This window comes from Saliphagus sp. GCM10025334 (assembly GCF_042663485.1).
Taxonomy (GTDB): Archaea; Halobacteriota; Halobacteria; order Halobacteriales; family Natrialbaceae; genus Natronosalvus.
The window spans coordinates 630727-647654 of record NZ_JBHTAF010000002.1; the positions used below are offsets into that span (position 1 = coordinate 630727).

The window sequence follows — 16928 nt, forward strand, 5'->3', positions numbered from 1 at the left end:
TCGAATTGCCGTCGCGATCCGATAGTCGGGAAACGAATTCTCCCGAAGACGTCACGTACTCGCCACGCAGCTGGCAGAACGCTGTGGACGAAACGGCTTCAGACGTGCTCCTCGACGAACGACTCGATTCGCGCCAGCGCCTCGCGTAGGTCCTCGAGTCCCGTCGCGTACGAGACCCGGAGGTGGCCCTCGCCACCGACGCCGAAGACGCCGCCCGGGACGACGGCGACGCCGCGCTCGCGGAGCAGTCGCTCGGCGAAGTCGTCCGCGCTCCCCTCCCACCCGTCGGGCACCTTGGGGAAGACGTAGAACGCCCCCTTCGCCTCGAAACACGGCATTCCGATCTCGCGAAACCGGGAGATGACGAACCGGCGCCGGCGGCCGTACTGGTCGACCATCGCCTCGACGTCGTTCGCACAGGAATCGAGCGCCTCGAGGGCCGCGTACTGGGCGGTCGTCGGCGCCGAGAGCATGCCGTACTGGTGGACGCGGTTCATCGCGCCGATCGCCCCGCCGGGGCCGAGCGCGTAGCCCAGTCGCAACCCGGTCATCGCGTGGGCCTTCGAGAACCCGTTGCAGACGATGGTGCGCTCGCGCATGCCCGGAAGCGTCGCGATGGACGCGTGGGTGGCGGTGCCGGGACTCGCGTCGGCGGCGCGCTCGTCGTAAGTCAACTCGGCGTAAATCTCGTCCGAGAGGACCGCGAGGTCGTGCTCGCGGGCGAACGCGGCGATGGGCTCGAGATCAGTCCGCGTCATCACGGCGCCGGTTGGATTGTTCGGATAGCACATGACGAGCAAGTCCGCAGCCTCGGCCTCGGCGGCCTCGAGCGCCTCGACCGTGAGCCGAAAGTCGTCTTCCTCCCGCGTCCGGACGGAGAGGACCTCCCCGCCCGCGAAGGTCACGCCCGGGCCGTAGGAGATGTACGCCGGCTGAGCCACGGCGACGGTATCGCCGGGGTCGACGAACGCCCGAAAGGCCAGGTCGACGGCCTCGCTCGCGCCCGCAGTGACGAGAATCTCCGCGTCGGGATCGTACGCGAAGCCGAAGCGGTCGGCAACGTGCCTCGAGATGGCCTCGCGAAGGTCGTACATGCCGCGGTTGGCCGTATAGGAGGTCTTCCCCCGCTCGAGTGACTGGATGGCGGCGTCCCGCGCCGCCCACGGCGCGGAGAAGTCAGGTTCGCCGACGCCCAGGGAGATGACGTCGTCACGCTCCTCCGCGATTTCGAAGAAGCGACGGATACCCGAAGGGCCGACCGCCTGGACGCGTTCGGCTGGCTCGAGGCTCCTGGTCATGGCGACACGGAGAGTCGGTCGTCGTCCTCGCCGTCCCCGAGTTCGATCCCGTTCTCCTTGTAGGAGGCCATCACGTAGTGGGTGACCGTCTGGGTAATCTCGGGGACGGGAGCGACCTTCTCGCTGATGAACCGGGAGACCTCGCGGATCGAGTCGCCCTCGACCTCCATGTCGAAGTCGTAGTCGCCGCTGATGAGCCGCAGCGCTTTCACCTGCGGGAAGCGAGCGAGTCGCTCGGCGACATCGTCGTAGCCCGTCTCCCGGTCGAGGGTCACGTTGAGTTCGACCTCGGCGCGAACGCGTTCGTCCTCGAGGCGGTCCCAGTCGACGACGGCCTGGTAGCCCCGAACGATCCCGGCGGCCTCGAGCGCCTCGATGGCGTCGGCTACCTCGTCCTCGTCGAGGTCAGTCATTCGCGCGATGTCGGCCGTGTCGTATCGCGCGTTCTCACGAAGCAACTCGAGCACCTCGCGTTCGCTCATATCCCTCCGAAGCGCGAGCGCCGGCAAAAGCGTTGTGTCACGTGCAACACCTGACGGCTCGACGAGTTTCGCCGAGTGCGTCCTCGAGCGGGCCGGGATCGGCGTTCTGGGGAGATATTTCATATTCATCAGCGTGTTAATTCGCCAATATTTACCCAACGTGTTTTGGGACAATGTGCATAACGACAGGACTATTTGAGTATTCTATACGCGAGACCGTTGACGATACGGCACTCTCACCGAATCGGGCACGAAGCCCACTACATCGTCAGAGGCCACCATGCTGTCAATGAAAGATACCGTACCCAAGAACGAGACGATCAAGCGAGTTGCACGCCACGTCGAGACGTCGGTGCGCCGTTCCAACCCAGTCACCCTGGTGAAAGGACCCCAGCGGAGCGATTCGACGGACGACCGACCGGCCACCACCGACAGCCCGGACGGTCCACACAACGCCGGTGGACGAATCCTGGAGACGCCCCGTCAGCAAAAGACGGTTACCTGTCTGCTCGAGTACGGGACGACCGGGCCCGTGAAGATGGGAGCTCTCGCAGAACGGGTCGCCGCTCGGGAATACGGGACGACGGTCGCCGACCTCGAGGGCGGCCAGCGCAAGCGAGTATACGTCTCGCTCTCTACGTCGGTCCTCCCGGAACTGGACCGACTCGGACTCCTCGAGTACGACAAGTCCCGTGGGCTGGTGTACCCGACCGACCAGCTACAGCAGTTCCGTCCTCACCTCGGTGCGTCAGCAGGCGAACCGGCGATGGCGACCAGCAACGCAGGTCAGTAATTCTTGAACAGGAGTGCGCGCACGTCGTCTTTCGTCTGCACGTCCTCAGTGGAGTCGTCGGGGAGCGTAACCCGGTAGCGATAGTCTGCAGCGGGTGATTCGTCCCACTTGTCGTCGTGGGTGTCGAGGAGATTCATCATCTTGTTCAACATGTCGTCGTCGTCGGCGGCGCCGCCGCTGTCGGCTGCGTCCTCGTCCTCGTTTTCGCCGTCTGCGTCTCCGTCCGCCTCGTCTTCGTTCTCGCTGGTATCCTCGTCTTCACCCTCGCTCTCGTCCTCGCCTGCGCTCTCACCGTCGTCCTCGTCGGTGCCGGCATCGTCCTCGCTCGAGTCCTCGGTATCCGCATCCGCATCTGCATCCGACTCGGATTCCGCCGAGTCCGCATCGGTGTCGCCGTCACCCCCGTCGTCGGTAGCGCTCGTCTCCGCCTCCTCGTCGTAACTGACTTCTGCCACCTCGTCGGACCCATCAACCTGCGAGCCCGACTCGATCGCCGACTCGACAGCCGCCGCCACGTCGTCCGTCGCCGTTCGACCCGAGGTGTCGGTCTCGAAGTCGACCTCGAGACCGTCTTCACCGTCCTCGCCCGCCTCGAGATTGTCGATCAGAAACTGGATCGCGTCGCGTTCGCGCACGAAGCCGTACCTGCCGACGACGTCCTCGGAGATGGCCGCTCGCAATCGCTGGATCACCGCGTACTGTTCGTCCGTGACCTCGACTGTCTGCATACCTGACCGATGTGGCGAGGGGTACATATAGGTGGGTGCGTCTGTCGATGGGCGTATCTGGCTGTCAGGCTGATAGATCGGCAGAACGGCAGAATATCAGAGCACCAACGTATAAGGACACCGCGTCGTCGGTCCCCACCCCACAAACCGCCTACCGCCGCTGGACTTCGTGGCGACCGAACCCGTACCGCAAACGGTTCGCGAGCCGTCTCGAGAACCGACCCTCGTCCGCCCGCGAACTGTATCGCTCGGCGAGCGCCGTGTAGATCAGCGGGAGGGGAACCTCCTGCTCGAGACCCTCCTGGACGGTCCAGGTGCCCGTCGAGCCACCCTCGATCCGGTCGGCGACGTCGCCCAGGTCGGACCCCTCTTCGCGAAACGCCTCTTCGCAGAGTTCGAGCAGCCAGGACCGGATGACCGCGCCGTTGTTCCACACCGAGGCGACGGCCTCGAGATCGAGGTCAAATCGGCCCTCGTGGAGCAGTTCGAAGCCCTCGCCGTAGGCTTGCATCAGCGCGTACTCGACGCCGTTGTGGACCATCTTGACGTAGTGGCCCGACCCCGACCGCCCCATCCTGGCGTGGCCCGCGGGCCCCGTCGCCACGGCGTCGAACGCCGGGGCGAGTTCGTCGTAGGCCCACTCGGGGCCACCGACCATGAGCGAGAATCCAAGTTCGGCGCCGGCAGGACCCCCGGAGGTGCCGCAATCGAGGTACGCCGCCGGACAGGACTCGGCGCGCCGAAGCGTGTCGTGGAAGTTCGAGTTGCCGCCGTCGACGACCACGTCCTCGGCCGCGAGGCGGGGCTCGAGCGTCTCGAGGGTCGCGTCGACGGGGGCACCGGCGGGAACCATCAGCCAGATTCGCTTGTCGTCGCCGAGTTGGTCACACAGATCGTCGATCGAGTCGGCGGGGCTGGCCCCCGCGGCGGCCGCGGCATCGATCGCGTCCTCGTCGAGGTCGAAGGCGACGACGTCGTGGCTCGCGGCGAGCACCCGGTCGACGACGATCTGCCCCATCCGTCCGAGTCCGATTACGCCCAGTTGCATGCGTAGCCGTGCGCGAAGGGGCGTGGTAGGGGTTGCGGTTTCTCGTTGGGAGCAGGTACGGCTTCCGTCACGAGCAGGGCGCTACGGCTTCTCGTTGCGAGCGAGGTGGATCGACATCTCCTGTTCGAAGCTCTCGGCCCCGCACAGTTCGAAGCCGACGCGTTCGTAGAGCGCGATAGCCGGGCCGTTCCAGCGCTCGACGGTGAGCCAGACCCACTCGACGCCGCGTTCGGCCGCATGTCCGAGCAGGTGCTCGAGCAACTGGGTCCCGATACCGCCGCGCTGGTAGGCCTGCAAGACGAAGATCGCCAGCTCCCACTCGACCTCGCTCAGGTCCTCGACCGTCTCCGGATCGTCGACGTCCGGAACCAGCGTTGCGTGACCGATCACCCCCTCCTCGTGTCGCGCGACGACGTTGATCCCGTCCTCGAGCAACGGCTCGAGCCACTGGCGGATGCGTTCCTCGCCAGTCGGCGGGATCCCCTGGGCGCGGTCGGCGGGGTCGAACTGCACGTACATTCGGGCGAGCGCATCGAGCGCTCCGTCGGCCGGTTCGGGTCCGACACCGCCGTCGAGATCGAGTGGCCCGATCTCGATGTCTCGCCCTTCCGGATCGGTGTAGGTCGTCGGTGGCGTCGGGAACGGGCCGGCCGGTTCGTCCGGGTACACTCGTCGCTGTCTCTCAGTCTCCGTCATCGTTATCGAACGAGTTTGACGGTCATCGTCGCGTTCAACAGGACGAACTCGGTGATCGGCCCGAGGCGAACTTTCCCCATCGGGCTTCTGGTACCGCCGCCGATCACCAGCTGGTCGACGTCCTCGCGCTCGGCCAGGGCGACCAGCGAGCTCCCGGGATCGCCCTCGAGCGTCCGGATTTCGGCGTCGATCCCGGCTGCCACGAGTCGTTCCTGGGCCAGCTCGTGCATCTCCTCGACCGTTCGGTCCGCCTCCGGCTTGTCGAGGACGGCGACGACCAGGTCGTCGCCCACCTCGGTGACGCGCTCGATCGTCGTCTCGAGCGTCTTCACCGACTCGTCGCTTCCGTCGAGTCCCAGCAGGACGTGCATGCGTTCGTGTGGGACGCCCCGGTGGAAAACCGTTGCGCCGGTTCCGTCGGTTTCGCCGAAGAATCGTCAGCGCGAGGGGTGTTCGCGCTCGTCGGGACCTCGCCCGAGTCGGTCCGTCACGAGGTCGAGTCCCGGATAGCCGTCCGCGCGCCAGACGACCAGGGCCGCCGCGGCGAGGACGAACTCGAGCAGGAAGTAGGGGTCGCCCAGGGAGCTGGAAAACAGCTCGAGGATGCTCGGTGGACCCTCCTCGTAGGGTTCGACCGGGACGACCGGCCACAACAGATACCCGAATTCTTCGGCGCCCCAGAGGGCCGGCACGGTGTCGGCGAGGAGGTGTGAGAACGCGCCGATGGCGAAGGCGATCGCGTAGGTCGGACGGTCGTACCGGCTCGCGATGGCGAGGACGGCGAGCGAAACCGGGAGCACGAACAGCAGGGAGTGTGCCAGCGATCGACCCGTCGGGAGTACGGGGACGTACCACGCGAGCGGTTTGTCGATCAAGTCGGGAAACTGGCTGCCGACGAGGACGCAGACGACCGCCACCGCGCTCGGGACCCGCGCCAGATGACGGCGCGTCCAGAGCGAGTAGAGGAGGTAAGCGAGGGCGGCGTGTCCGAGTGGCCACATGCGTACTGTCTCGTCCGAAGATGGGGACGAGTATAAACGATGCGACTGCAGGCGTCCGGTCGATGTCGAAACAGTGGTACTCCCTCGCGGCCTACCGTGTCCCGATGCTCGCTATCTTCTCCGACACGCACAGCACCGGCGGTCACAACCTCGAGGGCGCCGCGCTCGAGGCCGCCCGCGAGGCCGACGCCGTGATCCACGCCGGCGACTTCACCAACGTTGGGGTTCTCGAGGCGTTTCGATCGCTCTGCCCCGTCTTCTATCCCGTCCACGGCAACGCCGACGACGCGACAGTCACCGAACAGCTACCGCCCGTTCGAATCGTCGACTGTGAAGGAATCCGGATCGCGGTCACGCACCGACGCGGCGGCGGCGACGTTGGCCTGGCGATGTTCGGCCGCTCGCGCGAGGTGGACGTCGTCGTCTCGGGACACACCCACCGTCCGTCGGTCGTCGACGCCGAGGGCGTCCTGTTGCTCAATCCCGGGAGCCACGCCCAGCCGCGCGGAAACCGGCCGGGGTTCGCGACGCTCGAGCGAGACGAGGACGGGACGGTTCGTGGCGAACTTCGAGAGCCGGATGGTACGCTACTCGAGTCGTTCACGCTCGAGTCGAAGTGAGCGAGAGCGGGGCAGGAGTGCGAACGAAAGCAGGAGTCGTAGCGGGAACGGGAACGAGGGAAGCCGGGAACAGAAGTGGAGGGAGGGGGAGGACCGAGCCTGATGAGAACGAGACGTACGTGAGAAAGCCGGACGACCACGGGGGAGGGCACGCGACTGTGAACGAATGGCGGTTCGGGCGACCGCCGAAGCATCAGAGGGGACGAGTAGGGGCCGACCGTGGGTGGTCGGTCGATCGGTCGATCGGTCGGTCAATTGTGACTTCCGCGCTGGGGGAGAGCGCTGGGTCGGCCCCGGACGGTGGGTGGACTGTATCGGTCGCACCAGTGGATGTCACGGGAACGTGTGCGACCGACGTCCATCATCACCTACGTGTCGGGTATAAAAAGACTCACCGCAAGCTAAAAAATCGATTTTAGCTATCCGTTTCCTAGCCCCGCAGCCAGTCCATCGGCCTACAGATCCTCGAGTCTCACCGTCCTCGAGGCGTCGAAACGGTTTTGCGGCCGCCCCGTGTACCCCCGACGTATGTTCGACCTCATCCCCGACGATCCGGTCATCATCGCGATGGTAGTCATTTTGCTGTCGCTCATCTTCTTCCTCTACCTCCTGCTCCGGCGGACCGTCCTCGAGTTTCGAGACGGGATGGAGCGTCGGTAGCGCCGTTTCTCACGACTGACCGGCGTCGGGAGCGGATTCGCCACGGAGATGAGATCGCGGAGCGACTGGTGCTCGAGAGTCGAGAGTGACATTGATATCGGCGAATGGGTGAACGCGACCTAGACGAGCGCCCCGGCAACCTGCTCGACCGCTCGCTCGACGTCCTCGCGCGAGACGTCTCGATGAGTACAGCATCGAATCGTCGTCGGCCCGAACGCGGTCGCCAGCACGTCGTGCTCGCGCAGGCGCTCCAGGACACTTTCGACGTCCAGCCCCGTTCCGGCGACGTCGACGACGACGATATTGGTCTCCGGTTCGGGCGCCGACAGGCCCGCGACGTCGTCCAGCCCCGACGCCAGAAGCCGTGCGTTGTCGTGGTCGGCCTCGAGGTCGTCGACGTTCTCGAGGGCCTGCAGGCCGGGGCCCGCGATGATCCCGGCCTGGCGCATCCCGCCGCCGAAGAGTTTTCGCGTTCGGCGCGCACGCTCGACGAAGTCGGCGTCGCCCGCGAGCATCGATCCAACGGGTGCGCCGAGACCCTTTGAGAGACAGAACATTACGGAGTCGACGTGCCGAGTGACGTCGGTGACGTCGATGTCGAGGGCCGTCGCGGCGTTGAACACGCGCGCGCCGTCGAGGTGAACCGCGACGTCGCGCTCGCGAGCGGCGCTGGCGGCCTCGGCGATCCGGGCCGGTTCGATCGCCAGTCCCCCGCGCGCGTTGTGGGTGTTCTCGAGGCAGAGCAGCCCGGTTCCAGGGCGATGGAGGTCCTCCGCGACGTAGCCCGCCTCGACCTGGTCGGCGGAGGGAACGCCGCGCTCGCCGTCGACCATCCGAACCTGGACGGCGGCGTGCTGGGCCATCCCACCGAGTTCCCACTTGACGACGTGGCTCTCCCGGTCGGCGAGTACCTCCTGACCACGCTCCGCGTGTTCGCGAACGGCGATCTGATTACCCATCGTCCCCGTCGGTACGTAGAGGGCCGCCTCCTTGCCAACGAGGTCGGCGGCGCGTTCCTCGAGTTCGTTCACCGTGGGGTCTTCGCCGTAGACGTCGTCGCCGACGTCGGCTTCGCGGGCGGCGTCGCGCATCGCGTCGTCGGGTTTCGTGACCGTGTCCGAGCGCAGATCGATCATGGTAGATGTCCGTTTCGTCTCGCCGAAGAAATAGTCGACGCTCCCGGTCGGTGCCGGGCGAACGCGTCGTGGCTCGTCGGTTTCGGCTGCCCTCGCCTCGAGGTGCGCCTCGCTGGTTCGGTTGCCAGTGCCTCGAGTGGCGTCCGGAACGAAAGGATATTCGACTTCGAATCGAAATAGCCGGGCATGGATCCGCGAATCCGCGAGCACGCACAGATCATCGCCGACCACTCCGTGGACCTCCAGCCCGGCGACAACGTCGTCATCGACGCCCACCCCGTCGCGGAGGACCTGGTCGTCGCCCTCCACGAGGTCGTCGGCGACGCCGGCGCGAATCCCCTCACGACGAGCAAGCGGGCAGGCAAACGTCAGCATCGGGCGTTCCTTCGCGCGGCGGCAGACGGCAACGGTGACGACCTCGAGTTCGACACCCCGTCACACGAACTCGCACTGATCGAGAATACGGACGTCTACATCGCGATCCGCGCGGGCGACAACGCGACCGAGACCAGCGACGTCGACCCCGAGGTCAGCGCGGCCTACACACAGGCCTACCGCCCCGTCCAGGACGAGCGCCTCTCGAAGCGCTGGTGTCTGACGCAGTTCCCCGCGCCCGCGAACGCGCAACTGGCCGAGATGTCCCGCGACGGCTACGAGAACTTCGTCTGGGACGCCGTCAACAAGGACTGGGACGCCGTGCGCGAACACCAGCAACAGCTGGTCGAGATCCTCGATCCCGCCGAGGAGGTACACATCGCCAGCGGCGACACGACGGACGTGACGATGAGCGTCGCCGGGAACACGACGCTCAACGACTACGGCGAGCACAACCTGCCCGGCGGCGAGGTGTTCACCGCGCCCGTCCCCGACAGCGTCGAGGGCGAGGTGCTCTTCGACATGCCGCTGTACCACCAGGGCAGAGAGATCACCGACGCCTATCTCGAGTTCGAGAACGGGGAGGTCGTCTCCCACGCGGCCGAGAAGAACGAAGACCTGCTGACGGAAGTGCTCGAGACGGACGACGGTGCTCGCCGACTGGGCGAACTCGGCATCGGCATGAATCGCGACATCGACCACTTCACCTACAACATGCTGTTCGACGAGAAGATGGGCGATACGGTTCACATGGCGGTCGGTCGCGCCTACGACGAGACGGTCGGCGAGGGTAACGAGGCGAACGACTCCGCGGTCCACGTCGACATGATCGTCGACATGAGCGAAGAGTCGTTCATCGAGGTGGATGGCGACGTCGTACAGCGAAACGGGACGTTCGTGTTCGAGGACGGCTTCGAGGCGTGAGCTGAAACGTTTTGGTCCAGCTTTTGTGAGCGAGTCACGAAGTGACGTGCGTCGCAGGGGCGACGAGCGAGACGACCAATCAGCGTTCGCTCGAGATGCGTCGATAGGCCAGGTGAACGACGATTCCGACGACGAACGCGAGTCCGATGTTCGTCGCCAGCGCCAGGAACCCGATCCCGATCGACGGCGGGAGATGTTCCGACTGACGAACGCTCGACCCCAGCGTGACGGCGACGACGACCAGCGGGAGGACCGTAATCGAATCCCCTATCGCCCCCGTCACCTCGTTCGGCGTGAACTCGAGTCGAAAGGGACGGGCACGAACGACCATTTCGAGGCCGTATGGACCCAACGGTTGTATACGTGTTCAGTAACTCCCCGCAGGCATCTTGAGCCGGACGGATAACGATTTTCGGTTACACCCGCTACCGTCCGTATCTCCCACCAGCCGGCACATATTGGCTTCGACCGGGAGACCGACTCGAGAGAGCTCGTCGGAAGTTCGGGGTGACGGGCGTCGATGGTCTTCCTGGCTGTACTGTCGAATTGAGTTAGCAATCCTCGCGCGTCGATGTAGTCAGGAGAGAGGTATCCGCTGGACAGGTTCGGCCCTCTACGACCACGCCATCGGAAGATGTTGCCGCAACACTGGCGGTATAGGCAGTTCGCTACGCGAGGTACTGGTGCCGCCACTGATTAGAGGCACGACACTTGACACACCGTCGCGTCACCCCGTTCTTCTCTCCTCTCGTAGACGTTTGGAGTGCTCCTCGAGTGTATACGTGTTCAGCGTCCGCGAACGATCACCGGTGTGACACCGCCGGAGCGCTCGAATCTCCGGTGTTCCCGGGAATCACCCCTGATAGACCCGTATCCGGTTGTAGTCATCGATAAAGAACTCGAGAACCAGCACCTATTTCATCCAGATAATGTTTGATGAGTATTATGAGTTCGACAGAACGACGGCTTCGGAACCTCCTGTTGATGGCGCTCGCAATACAGTGTTCGATATTCGGAATAGTAACCTCCGAATTGGTACTCTTGTATCTCAGCCTGGGGATTACGGCTCTCGCAATTAGTAGTGAGGCGTTCTGGGTGTTCGAAATTGGCAAAGCGGTAGATCGGTAACGCAAACTGGTGAGAAGTTGGGGCCCACCTTTCAGACGATCAGTACCGCCCAAACAGTGATCGTTTCCGCGTCGAACTGCTCTCGAGTCCCCAGTCGCTCACCGCTACCACGATCATCTCCTGAGACCGAAAACGGGAATGAAAATCACCCGGCTCGAAAGGGGCCGTTCAACGATGGAACGATGTCCGATTTCTCAGGACGATCGAGTAACTCCGATTCGTCTGATTTCCCAAGATTGGTAGCCTGTACGCACCGTTCAGTAACGGGTACTGAACGGTTGAATTTCGCACGGGCACGATGGGATTCGAACCCACGACCGTCGGATGTCTTCCCCCACCGCAACCGCGATCGCGACGGGGATAGAAGTCCGACGCTCTATCCAGACTGAGCTACGTGCCCTCGAGTCCCTGTCGTCTGTCAACCAGTATAAGCAGTGGGGATTTCGACGGACAAAACGCGCCTATCGAGCGCACTCGTGACCGCCTACCGACCTCTCCCGTTAATGCTCCGACCTCGAGTCCAGATCCAGGAGGTCGGGATGGTTACCCGCATCGGCTCCCGTCAGGACCACCCGGTCGCGGCGGTGTTGCCACCGTCGATGGCGAACGGAGACGTGAACCGGGATCGTCTCGAGTCCGAGTAACTGCGCGACGGCCAGGCGCTCGAGCCCGTCGTGTAGGATCCACCGACCGTCGCGACCGACGTCGACCCGAATCTCGCCCGTCGCGGCCGGAAACGACGGATAGGGATCGACGATCGATCCATCCTCGAGAACCGACGATCGCCCGTTGCGACGGTCGCTGATCCGCGGACAGCCCCGGGTTGCGAGGTCGGCGAGGTACCACTCGAGCGCGCTCCGGTCGCCGGAACCGGCTGTCCGCTCGAGCACCGGGAGTGCTCGCGGGTTCGCACCCTGGACATCTCCGAATCGGAGGCCGCCGTCCGCGGCTACGGCAAAGGGTTCACCCGCGCGCGAAGATGGACGCCCCTCGCCAGTGAACCACTGGACGACGCGACGATAGCGATCGGTTTCCCGGATCCGGGCGCTCTCGAGGTCCCACGTGCCGGGGACGACGGCCGGCACGTGCGTCGGCGACAACGACTCGAGTACTCTGCGCTGGGGTGGCTCGAGCGCGTATCGAATCCGGTCGGGAGCGACGTCGACGACGCGAAACGGGTCGATCGGGGCTGCGTAGTGCCGTCCGCAGGTCCACCAAGTCTGTAGACGAATGCGCTGACGATGGTAGCGACGTGCGATCGACACCGCGGCGTGCTCACCGACGACCCGAGAAGTGACCAAAGTGACCACCGAGTCGGCCCACCACATCGACTACATCGGCCTCGAGCAGTGGCGTAAGTAATCGGGTGATAGGCGCCGGTAGCGCGTACGTACCGTCCCGTGGCGAGCATCACCGCGAACGTCGGTGATACCGCTCGCTGTCCGGCGTCGCGGAGACCAGCGTGATGAGGTACCGGTCGTCGAAGGTTCGTTCGACGAGCCGGCACCGAACGGTGTCGCTCGAGTCGGTCGGACGCGTTCCAGCAACTCCGTCACCGGAGTCCGTCTCTCTCGCGGTACGCGGCGACCAGACTCGCGGGAACCTGAACTGGTTTATCCCGGGACTGGCAATCGAGGAGTGATGCGCGAAACGATCGTTGCGTTCGACTTCGACGGCACCCTCTCCGACTCGGAGATGACCGTCCTGCTGGGGGACCGACTCGGCGTCGCCGACGAGATGGCCGAGATTACCGAGCGAGCGATGAACGACGAGATCGGCTACGCCGAGAGCCTGCGCTCGCGGGCGGCCCTGCTCGAGGGACTCGAGCGCGACGAGGTCGAGGCCGCGTACGCGAACGTGGTCCTCCGCGAGGGGGCGGCGGACCTGATACGGGACCTGAACGAGGCGGGGGTCACGACGGCCATCCTGACCGGCGGCTTCCAGCGCGGCGTCGAAGCGGCCCTCGAGCGCGACGGCGTGAGGGTCGATCACGTCGTGTCGAATCGCCTACCGCTCGACGCCGACGGCGAGGCGCTGACCGGTGACGTCGAGGGCCCGCTGATCGAGGGGACGAAAGACGACGCGCTGGCGAACCTCGCCGAAACCGTCGACGTGCCCCTCGAGTCGACGGTCGCCGTCGGTGACGGGGCGAACGATCTGCCGATGCTTCGGGTGGCCGGCCTCGCTGTTGGCTTCGATCCGAAGCCAGCCGTCGAGCCCCACTGCGACGTCGTCGTGACGTCTATGGACGGCGTTCGAGCGGAACTCCGTAAGGCAGACATACTCGAGTGATCGTCCGGGTCCTCGCCCCTCGAAAGAGGGCACGAGCGAGGCGAAGACCGTTCTTTCTCTGGTGAGGTTACAAATTAACTCGGATGATAGTCAATTTCATGCTAAGTTATTTCCAACCACCCATTTCTGATATCAACAGGCTTTTACTCGACTCCGAAATAGTACTGGTGATGATGTGGCAAGATTTGATTTTCACGATTGGGAGCGGCCTGTCGATATTCTTCCTCGCCCCGACGCTACGGGATGCGACGGCGCGGGTACCGCTCGGAACGAGTCTCCCTTCCATGGGAATCGGAATGGTGTACGGCTTCACGTTTTCGACGATGGGCATGACGTTCTCGGCGATGGGAGCGCTCAGTGCCGGCACGATGTGGGCGTTAATCGCCCTTTTCCGCTCTCCCGGGAGTCAGTCAGCACCGATTACTCGCGTCGATGGTCTCACGCTCTTTGCCCGAGACGCACACCGCTGGCTCGAAGGTCTGGTCGGTCAGTCTACCGCGTACGACCAGTTCGTCTTCGACCAGCCAGGGGCCGACGCTTCGCTCGGTCGTTCGAGTTTCGGAAACGGTCTCGCCGATGGCGGCAACCGGTTCGATCAGGCACGCCCAACTGACGACTAATCGTCTGACGGACGATAGCGGTCGTGGTCGTGGTCGCTATTTCGGTCCCCCTTCGCTCGGCCGTCGGACGCGCCACCGGGCCGGTATCGAGTGTGATCGCCGCTCGTGACGTCCTCGGTTCCATCGTTTCGATGCCCTCGAGCGGTTTTCGTGTCCGATTCGTCCGTTTCCCTCGAGAGATTCTGAGGCAATCCCGACGAGTCGGCATTTCCGTTTCCAGCCGACGATGTCGGCATTGCACCTGTCTCCCGTTCGACCGTGCCGGAAGTTTCTCCGGCCTCGTTCGTGGGAAGAGTGACTGTCCGCTCGACTCGAGGCTCGAACGTCGACGGAAAGAGGACGGCACGCCGCGCGAACGTAGCTCCGGCGAACGCGAACACGAACGCGAGGGCCGCCGTCGTAAGTAGAAATGAGGCGTCGGGGGAGACGGCGACCGTCTCCACCTCGAACAGCAACCAGACGTTCTGGGTACCGGTCTGCGGACGGTCATCCGGGGGCGTGTACCTCGCGAGACGAGTCAATACCGCGAGCGAGGCGACGTACGCCGGGACGATCGAGCCGGCGTAGGCGGCAGTCGTCTTCGGAGTCGAGGGCTCGAGGACGCGACCCACGAGAACTCCCGCCACGACCAGCGCGATTACGATGACCAGTGGCAGGAGCTGGGTAGCGTTCTGTGCACCGGCGGCGGCCACGTACGGCAGTCGTTCGGGGTCCTCGACGAACGTGCCGCCGTGGCTCGTGAGTGTAACGATTCCGGCCGTCACCCAGGTGCCCGGTTCGCCCTCGGACCAGGAGATTCCGTTCCGAGAGGCCAGCGAGAACTGGTAGGCGACGAAATACACGGCGAGGAAGGCACCGAGACCGACTGCCGACCCTATCGAGAGAATAGTTCGTACGTCGTTTCCGGCTCCGTCGTCCCCTGGGTCCGTCGCCTGCGAGTTGTCATCGGGCGGATCACCGTTAGCAGGGGGCGACGCGTCGTACTCGAGGCGGCGGTCGAGGGCCATACGGCCAGGTGTCTGTGACGAATAGTAAGTTTTGTGATTGGTTAGGTTACGACGTTGTGGAGGCGGGGATAATAACTCGGTTTAGCCGTCGATCTTCGCCAGCACTTTTTCGGCGGGGTCGGGCCAGCTGTAGAGCAGGCCACCGGTGATCGCGAACACGGCCGGGATCAGGACGCCCGCAAAGAGGATTGCGTCCTGTGTCGCCAGTTCGAAGGCAACTTCGGCCTCACTCTCCCATCCTGAGAGGAACGCGAACCCAACCGTCAGGGCGAGCCAGCCGGGAACGACCAGCGCGCCAGCTTTGGCTGCCTCCGTGGCGTCGGCGGCGTTCGTGTATTTCGCCATGCTGTAGCCAACCGCGGCGAGCGCGACGAGCGGAACGAGCATCAGAAACGGGGCGGCGATGAAGAGCAGTTCGGAACCGGCCGCCTGACCAAGTGCCACTGCCTCGCCGTCCGCTTCGATGCCCGCACCGAGCCCCGAGAGCAGTGCCCAGGTCGCAAGTTTCCAGGTGGCAGCGATGTCGTCGGGGGTCGACCCGCCCATCGTCAGTACACCCTTGACGAACGTGAGCGAGGCAAAGTAACTCAACAAGAACGCGCTGACGCCGAATATCGCCCCTTCCTTGGCCGGCAGGGCTGGCTCGGTCGCCGTTGCCTGTTGTGGCTGTTCGTCCACGGGTTGTGCATCGTCGTACTCGAGTTGGCTATCGACTGCCATCACCGACCTATTCCACAGTACTACCTTATAATTTTCTACATTATAGTAGAATCATTAATCACGGAAAGATAGCAACTCAATAATTATGCGAGAGAATTGGTTAATTTAGTATACAGTGCGTACAGTCATCACATTGGCGTGTCGTTGTGTTCCGTCATCGCGAAAAGAGGCTCGTGTGAACGGGCGCGAACGGACTCGACGCCGGCCGTTCGACGGTATCCGTAATCGCTCGCCCCTGGAGGCCAGCTTCGAGCAGTCCCGACAGCGGCGGGCCGACCTTCTCGGGTTCGACGAGAAACGCGTCGTGGCCGTGGTCGGAGTCGACGACGTGGTGGGCGACGTCGATCTCCTCCTCGCGACAGGTCTCGGCGAGGGCTTCGGCCTGTTCGACGGTGAAGTGCCAGTCGCCGGTGAACGAGAGGAGCAATAGGTCGCCCTCGAAGGCGGCCAGTGCGTCGGCGTCGGATTCGTAGCCCGCGGCGAGGTCGAAGTCGTCCATCGCCCGGGTCAGGTAGAGGTAGCTGTTCGCGTCGAACCGGTCGACGAAGCGCTCGGCCTGGTAGTCGAGGTAGGATTCGACCTCGCGATACGGGAAGAAGGCGCCCGCCGGGTCCGTCGGTTCGTCTCGAGTCGCCTCGCGGCCGGCCGCTCGACGGCCGAACTTCCGGTCCATGGAGGCCTTCGAGAGGTACATGATATGGCCGATCTGGCGGGCTCGAGCCAGGCCATCCGTGGGACCCGCCTCGAGCGAACCGTCGCCGGTGTCGTTCCCGTCGCCCTCGATCTCGTAGTAGTGGCCGCCGTTCCAGTCCGGGTCGCTCGTGATCGCCCGTCGAGCGACCGCGTCGAGGGCCAGACACTGCGGATCGAGACGGGGAGCGGTCGCGACGGCACCAGCACACTCGACGTCGTCGGGGTAGCGCCGGAGCCAGTCGAGGACGTTCATCCCGCCGACGGAGCCGCCGACGACCGCCCGCAGGCGACCGACGCCGAGTTCGTCGAGCAACTGTCGCTGGGCACGGGTCCAGTCGCCGACCGTGACCGGTGGGAAATCAGTTCCGTACGGCCGCCCAGTTTCGGGGTTCTCGCTCGAGGGCCCCGTCGTACCGTAACACGAGCCAGGGACGTTCGCACAGACGACGTAGTACTCCGTGGTGTCGATCGCCTTTCCGGGGCCGACGACGTCGCCCCACCAGGCACGGGCCTGTCCGGCGGTCTCGTCGCCGGCGTCGGGTCGGCGGGCGACGTGGGCGCTCCCGGTGAGTGCGTGACAGATCAGGACCGCGTTCGAGCCGTCGAACTCGCCGTAGGTCTCGTAGGCAACCTCGAGCGACGGGATGGATTCCCCGCACTCGAAAGAGAACTCGCCGAGGTCGACCGTGTCCCTGGTGGTCATCGGC

20 protein-coding genes and 1 tRNA gene are annotated in these 16928 nt (G+C 64.6%); 6 read left to right on the plus strand and 15 right to left on the minus strand.

Features of this window, described 5'->3' with window-relative positions; translation table 11 throughout:
• Nucleotides 1-98: 98 nt before the first annotated feature.
• Together ACFQO4_RS11420 and ACFQO4_RS11425 are read right to left on the minus strand one after the other, a co-directional pair.
• Nucleotides 99-1298 (minus strand): aminotransferase class I/II-fold pyridoxal phosphate-dependent enzyme, encoded by a 1200-nt coding sequence (locus ACFQO4_RS11420; RefSeq protein ID WP_500261028.1) that lies wholly within the window; start codon nt 1296-1298, stop codon nt 99-101.
• Entirely contained in the window at nt 1295-1780 is a 486-nt protein-coding gene (locus tag ACFQO4_RS11425) for an Lrp/AsnC family transcriptional regulator (RefSeq protein ID WP_500261029.1), read from the minus strand. The genes ACFQO4_RS11420 and ACFQO4_RS11425 overlap by 4 nt, the downstream gene beginning before the upstream one ends.
• A 289-nt stretch (nt 1781-2069) precedes the next feature.
• Here ACFQO4_RS11425 and ACFQO4_RS11430 point away from each other — a divergent pair, with 289 nt between their 5' ends.
• Nucleotides 2070-2573, plus strand: coding sequence for a DUF7344 domain-containing protein (locus ACFQO4_RS11430; protein WP_500261030.1), 504 nt, complete (start codon nt 2070-2072; stop codon nt 2571-2573).
• Here ACFQO4_RS11430 and ACFQO4_RS11435 read toward each other — a convergent pair.
• The 5 genes from ACFQO4_RS11435 to ACFQO4_RS11455 all read right to left on the minus strand — a co-directional run bounded on the left by ACFQO4_RS11435 (nt 2567) and on the right by ACFQO4_RS11455 (nt 6046).
• Nucleotides 2567-3301 (minus strand): hypothetical protein, encoded by a 735-nt coding sequence (locus ACFQO4_RS11435; protein ID WP_500261031.1) that lies wholly within the window; start codon nt 3299-3301, stop codon nt 2567-2569. The genes ACFQO4_RS11430 and ACFQO4_RS11435 overlap by 7 nt on opposite strands.
• A gap of 151 nt (nt 3302-3452) precedes the next feature.
• Nucleotides 3453-4349 (minus strand): decarboxylating 6-phosphogluconate dehydrogenase, encoded by an 897-nt coding sequence (locus tag ACFQO4_RS11440; protein WP_500261032.1) that lies wholly within the window; start codon nt 4347-4349, stop codon nt 3453-3455.
• Between the two features lie 81 nt (nt 4350-4430).
• Nucleotides 4431-5045 (minus strand): GNAT family N-acetyltransferase, encoded by a 615-nt coding sequence (locus tag ACFQO4_RS11445; RefSeq protein WP_500261033.1) that lies wholly within the window; start codon nt 5043-5045, stop codon nt 4431-4433.
• 2 nt (nt 5046-5047) lie between these two features.
• Complete coding sequence (locus tag ACFQO4_RS11450) at nt 5048-5416, minus strand: universal stress protein (RefSeq protein WP_500261034.1); 369 nt, start codon at nt 5414-5416, stop codon at nt 5048-5050.
• Nucleotides 5417-5482: 66 nt separating this feature from the next.
• Nucleotides 5483-6046, minus strand: a complete 564-nt coding sequence (locus ACFQO4_RS11455) for a metal-dependent hydrolase (protein ID WP_500261035.1) — start codon at nt 6044-6046, stop codon at nt 5483-5485.
• A gap of 104 nt (nt 6047-6150) precedes the next feature.
• Between ACFQO4_RS11455 and ACFQO4_RS11460 the strand changes: the two genes are divergently transcribed.
• Both ACFQO4_RS11460 and ACFQO4_RS11465 read left to right on the plus strand, forming a co-directional pair.
• The gene (locus tag ACFQO4_RS11460) at nt 6151-6666 is read left to right on the plus strand and encodes a metallophosphoesterase (protein ID WP_500261180.1); all 516 of its coding nucleotides are present in this window, start codon (nt 6151-6153) and stop codon (nt 6664-6666) included.
• A 528-nt stretch (nt 6667-7194) separates the two neighbouring features.
• Nucleotides 7195-7326 (plus strand): DUF7859 family protein, encoded by a 132-nt coding sequence (locus tag ACFQO4_RS11465; protein WP_256498863.1) that lies wholly within the window; start codon nt 7195-7197, stop codon nt 7324-7326.
• Nucleotides 7327-7445: 119 nt separating this feature from the next.
• On the opposite strand, the gene ACFQO4_RS11470 is transcribed toward ACFQO4_RS11465, so the two are convergent.
• The gene (locus tag ACFQO4_RS11470) at nt 7446-8462 is read right to left on the minus strand and encodes a threonine aldolase family protein (RefSeq protein ID WP_500261036.1); all 1017 of its coding nucleotides are present in this window, start codon (nt 8460-8462) and stop codon (nt 7446-7448) included.
• 186 nt (nt 8463-8648) lie between these two features.
• Between ACFQO4_RS11470 and ACFQO4_RS11475 the strand changes: the two genes are divergently transcribed.
• The gene (locus ACFQO4_RS11475; RefSeq protein ID WP_500261037.1) at nt 8649-9761 is read left to right on the plus strand and encodes an aminopeptidase; all 1113 of its coding nucleotides are present in this window, start codon (nt 8649-8651) and stop codon (nt 9759-9761) included.
• Nucleotides 9762-9840: 79 nt separating this feature from the next.
• Here the strand turns inward: ACFQO4_RS11475 and ACFQO4_RS11480 are convergent, their stop codons facing one another.
• The 4 genes from ACFQO4_RS11480 to ACFQO4_RS11495 all read right to left on the minus strand — a co-directional run bounded on the left by ACFQO4_RS11480 (nt 9841) and on the right by ACFQO4_RS11495 (nt 12521).
• Nucleotides 9841-10092 carry a hypothetical protein gene (locus ACFQO4_RS11480; protein WP_500261038.1) on the minus strand — a complete coding sequence of 84 codons (252 nt, stop codon included), beginning with the start codon at nt 10090-10092 and terminating at the stop codon, nt 9841-9843.
• A gap of 1087 nt (nt 10093-11179) precedes the next feature.
• Nucleotides 11180-11289 (minus strand) — tRNA-Arg (locus tag ACFQO4_RS11485).
• A 100-nt stretch (nt 11290-11389) separates the two neighbouring features.
• Nucleotides 11390-12190, minus strand: coding sequence for a ParB N-terminal domain-containing protein (locus ACFQO4_RS11490; protein WP_500261039.1), 801 nt, complete (start codon nt 12188-12190; stop codon nt 11390-11392).
• Between the two features lie 109 nt (nt 12191-12299).
• A complete protein-coding gene (locus ACFQO4_RS11495) occupies nt 12300-12521 on the minus strand; it encodes a DUF7967 family protein (protein WP_500261181.1) in 222 nt (73 codons plus the stop codon).
• Between the two features lie 9 nt (nt 12522-12530).
• Here ACFQO4_RS11495 and serB point away from each other — a divergent pair, with 9 nt between their 5' ends.
• Both serB and ACFQO4_RS11505 read left to right on the plus strand, forming a co-directional pair.
• Nucleotides 12531-13181, plus strand: a complete 651-nt coding sequence (gene serB, locus ACFQO4_RS11500) for a phosphoserine phosphatase SerB (protein ID WP_500261040.1) — start codon at nt 12531-12533, stop codon at nt 13179-13181.
• A 170-nt stretch (nt 13182-13351) separates the two neighbouring features.
• On the plus strand, nt 13352-13801 hold the full coding sequence (locus ACFQO4_RS11505) for a hypothetical protein (RefSeq protein ID WP_500261041.1): 450 nt from the start codon (nt 13352-13354) through the stop codon (nt 13799-13801).
• Here ACFQO4_RS11505 and ACFQO4_RS11510 read toward each other — a convergent pair.
• The 3 genes from ACFQO4_RS11510 to metX all read right to left on the minus strand — a co-directional run bounded on the left by ACFQO4_RS11510 (nt 13798) and on the right by metX (nt 16924).
• A complete protein-coding gene (locus tag ACFQO4_RS11510) occupies nt 13798-14808 on the minus strand; it encodes a hypothetical protein (RefSeq protein WP_500261042.1) in 1011 nt (336 codons plus the stop codon). The two genes, ACFQO4_RS11505 and ACFQO4_RS11510, sit on opposite strands and share 4 nt — an antisense overlap.
• Before the next feature lie 81 nt (nt 14809-14889).
• On the minus strand, nt 14890-15528 hold the full coding sequence (locus tag ACFQO4_RS11515; RefSeq protein WP_500261043.1) for a DUF7978 family protein: 639 nt from the start codon (nt 15526-15528) through the stop codon (nt 14890-14892).
• A gap of 154 nt (nt 15529-15682) precedes the next feature.
• A complete protein-coding gene (gene metX / locus ACFQO4_RS11520) occupies nt 15683-16924 on the minus strand; it encodes a homoserine O-acetyltransferase MetX (protein ID WP_500261044.1) in 1242 nt (413 codons plus the stop codon).
• Nucleotides 16925-16928 lie beyond the last annotated feature (4 nt).

Excerpts from the sequence above, each read along its gene's own strand:
- ACFQO4_RS11420 (WP_500261028.1), bottom strand. The coding sequence starts at position 1,298 with ATGACCAGGAGCCTCGAGCCAGCCGAACGCGTCCAGGCGGTCGGCCCT.
- ACFQO4_RS11425 (WP_500261029.1), bottom strand. The coding sequence starts at position 1,780 with ATGAGCGAACGCGAGGTGCTCGAGTTGCTTCGTGAGAACGCGCGATAC.
- ACFQO4_RS11430 (WP_500261030.1), top strand. The coding sequence starts at position 2,070 with ATGAAAGATACCGTACCCAAGAACGAGACGATCAAGCGAGTTGCACGC.
- ACFQO4_RS11435 (WP_500261031.1), bottom strand. The coding sequence starts at position 3,301 with ATGCAGACAGTCGAGGTCACGGACGAACAGTACGCGGTGATCCAGCGA.
- ACFQO4_RS11440 (WP_500261032.1), bottom strand. The coding sequence starts at position 4,349 with ATGCAACTGGGCGTAATCGGACTCGGACGGATGGGGCAGATCGTCGTC.
- ACFQO4_RS11445 (WP_500261033.1), bottom strand. The coding sequence starts at position 5,045 with ATGACGGAGACTGAGAGACAGCGACGAGTGTACCCGGACGAACCGGCC.
- ACFQO4_RS11450 (WP_500261034.1), bottom strand. The coding sequence starts at position 5,416 with ATGCACGTCCTGCTGGGACTCGACGGAAGCGACGAGTCGGTGAAGACG.
- ACFQO4_RS11455 (WP_500261035.1), bottom strand. The coding sequence starts at position 6,046 with ATGTGGCCACTCGGACACGCCGCCCTCGCTTACCTCCTCTACTCGCTC.
- ACFQO4_RS11460 (WP_500261180.1), top strand. The coding sequence starts at position 6,151 with ATGCTCGCTATCTTCTCCGACACGCACAGCACCGGCGGTCACAACCTC.
- ACFQO4_RS11465 (WP_256498863.1), top strand. The coding sequence starts at position 7,195 with ATGTTCGACCTCATCCCCGACGATCCGGTCATCATCGCGATGGTAGTC.
- ACFQO4_RS11470 (WP_500261036.1), bottom strand. The coding sequence starts at position 8,462 with ATGATCGATCTGCGCTCGGACACGGTCACGAAACCCGACGACGCGATG.
- ACFQO4_RS11475 (WP_500261037.1), top strand. The coding sequence starts at position 8,649 with ATGGATCCGCGAATCCGCGAGCACGCACAGATCATCGCCGACCACTCC.
- ACFQO4_RS11480 (WP_500261038.1), bottom strand. The coding sequence starts at position 10,092 with ATGGTCGTTCGTGCCCGTCCCTTTCGACTCGAGTTCACGCCGAACGAG.
- serB (WP_500261040.1), top strand. The coding sequence starts at position 12,531 with ATGCGCGAAACGATCGTTGCGTTCGACTTCGACGGCACCCTCTCCGAC.
- ACFQO4_RS11505 (WP_500261041.1), top strand. The coding sequence starts at position 13,352 with ATGATGTGGCAAGATTTGATTTTCACGATTGGGAGCGGCCTGTCGATA.
- ACFQO4_RS11510 (WP_500261042.1), bottom strand. The coding sequence starts at position 14,808 with ATGGCCCTCGACCGCCGCCTCGAGTACGACGCGTCGCCCCCTGCTAAC.
- ACFQO4_RS11515 (WP_500261043.1), bottom strand. The coding sequence starts at position 15,528 with ATGGCAGTCGATAGCCAACTCGAGTACGACGATGCACAACCCGTGGAC.
- metX (WP_500261044.1), bottom strand. The coding sequence starts at position 16,924 with ATGACCACCAGGGACACGGTCGACCTCGGCGAGTTCTCTTTCGAGTGC.